Origin of the sequence: Hafnia psychrotolerans (assembly GCF_014639435.1) — a bacterium.
Classification (GTDB): Bacteria; Pseudomonadota; Gammaproteobacteria; order Enterobacterales; family Enterobacteriaceae; genus Ewingella; species Ewingella psychrotolerans.
Map to the genome: position 1 here is coordinate 1 of NZ_BMFZ01000024.1, position 2,445 is coordinate 2,445.

Sequence of the window (2,445 nt, forward strand, 5' to 3'; positions counted from 1 at the left end):
CTTTTATGGGGTGACTGCGTACCTTTTGTATAATGGGTCAGCGACTTATATTTTGTAGCAAGGTTAACCGAATAGGGGAGCCGTAGGGAAACCGAGTCTTAACTGGGCGTCAAGTTGCAAGGTATAGACCCGAAACCCGGTGATCTAGCCATGGGCAGGTTGAAGGTTGGGTAACACTAACTGGAGGACCGAACCGACTAATGTTGAAAAATTAGCGGATGACCTGTGGCTGGGGGTGAAAGGCCAATCAAACCGGGAGATAGCTGGTTCTCCCCGAAAGCTATTTAGGTAGCGCCTCGTGAACTCATCTTCGGGGGTAGAGCACTGTTTCGACTAGGGGGCCATCCCGGCTTACCAACTCGATGCAAACTCCGAATACCGAAGAATGTTATCACGGGAGACACACGGCGGGTGCTAACGTCCGTCGTGAAGAGGGAAACAACCCAGACCGCCAGCTAAGGTCCCAAAGTCATGGTTAAGTGGGAAACGATGTGGGAAGGCATAGACAGCCAGGATGTTGGCTTAGAAGCAGCCATCATTTAAAGAAAGCGTAATAGCTCACTGGTCGAGTCGGCCTGCGCGGAAGATGTAACGGGGCTAAACCATGCACCGAAGCTGCGGCAGCGACGCTTAGGCGTTGTTGGGTAGGGGAGCGTTCTGTAAGCCGTTGAAGGTGGCCTGTGAGGGTTGCTGGAGGTATCAGAAGTGCGAATGCTGACATAAGTAACGATAATGCGGGTGAAAAACCCGCACGCCGGAAGACCAAGGGTTCCTGTCCAACGTTAATCGGGGCAGGGTGAGTCGACCCCTAAGGCGAGGCCGAAAGGCGTAGTCGATGGGAAACAGGTTAATATTCCTGTACTTGGTGTTACTGCGAAGGGGGGACGGAGAAGGCTAGGCTGGCCGGGCGACGGTTGTCCCGGTTCAAGCGTGTAGGAGGGAAGAGTTGGTAAATCCGCTTTTCTGTATAACTCTGAGGCGTGATAACGAGCCACTACGGTGGTGAAGTAGCTGATGCCCTGCTTCCAGGAAAAGCCTCTAAGCTCCAGGTAACACGAAATCGTACCCCAAACCGACACAGGTGGTCAGGTAGAGAATACTCAGGCGCTTGAGAGAACTCGGGTGAAGGAACTAGGCAAAATGGTGCCGTAACTTCGGGAGAAGGCACGCTGGCGCGTAGGTGAAGAGACTAGCTCTCGGAGCCGAAGCCAGTCGCAGATACCAGCTGGCTGCAACTGTTTAATAAAAACACAGCACTGTGCAAACACGAAAGTGGACGTATACGGTGTGACGCCTGCCCGGTGCCGGAAGGTTAATTGATGGGGTCAGCCGCAAGGCGAAGCTCTTGATCGAAGCCCCGGTAAACGGCGGCCGTAACTATAACGGTCCTAAGGTAGCGAAATTCCTTGTCGGGTAAGTTCCGACCTGCACGAATGGCGTAATGATGGCCAGGCTGTCTCCACCCGAGACTCAGTGAAATTGAACTCGCTGTGAAGATGCAGTGTACCCGCGGCAAGACGGAAAGACCCCGTGAACCTTTACTATAGCTTGACACTGAATATTGAGCCTTGATGTGTAGGATAGGTGGGAGGCATTGAAGCGAGGACGCCAGTTCTTGTGGAGCCAACCTTGAAATACCACCCTTTAATGTTTGATGTTCTAACTCGGCCCCCTGATCGGGGGTGAGGACAGTGTCTGGTGGGTAGTTTGACTGGGGCGGTCTCCTCCTAAAGAGTAACGGAGGAGCACGAAGGTTAGCTAATCACGGTCGGACATCGTGAGGTTAGTGCAATGGCATAAGCTAGCTTGACTGCGAGAGTGACGGCTCGAGCAGGTACGAAAGTAGGTCATAGTGATCCGGTGGTTCTGAATGGAAGGGCCATCGCTCAACGGATAAAAGGTACTCCGGGGATAACAGGCTGATACCGCCCAAGAGTTCATATCGACGGCGGTGTTTGGCACCTCGATGTCGGCTCATCACATCCTGGGGCTGAAGTAGGTCCCAAGGGTACGGCTGTTCGCCGTTTAAAGTGGTACGCGAGCTGGGTTTAGAACGTCGTGAGACAGTTCGGTCCCTATCTGCCGTGGGCGTTGGAAGATTGAGAGGGGCTGCTCCTAGTACGAGAGGACCGGAGTGGACGCATCACTGGTGTTCGGGTTGTCATGCCAATGGCATTGCCCGGTAGCTAAATGCGGAAAAGATAAGCGCTGAAAGCATCTAAGCGCGAAACTTGCCTCGAGATGAGTCTTCCCTGGAGCTTCGAGCTCCCTGAAGGGACGTTTAAGACTAAGACGTTGATAGGCTGGGTGTGTAAGTGCAGCGATGCATTGAGCTAACCAGTACTAATGACCCGAGAGGCTTAACCTTACAACACCAAAGGTGTTTTGTTTTAAGAGACGCAAAGAGATTTTCAGCGATGTTCCGAGATTGGTTCTTGTGGCGAA

Annotated in this window: 1 rRNA gene; it reads left to right on the forward strand. The window is 52.9% G+C overall.

The window, feature by feature from the left end:
• Positions 1-2,368, forward strand: a 23S ribosomal RNA gene (locus tag IEV89_RS21510); the annotation flags it as partial.
• Between the last annotated feature and the right edge of the window lie 77 nt (positions 2,369-2,445).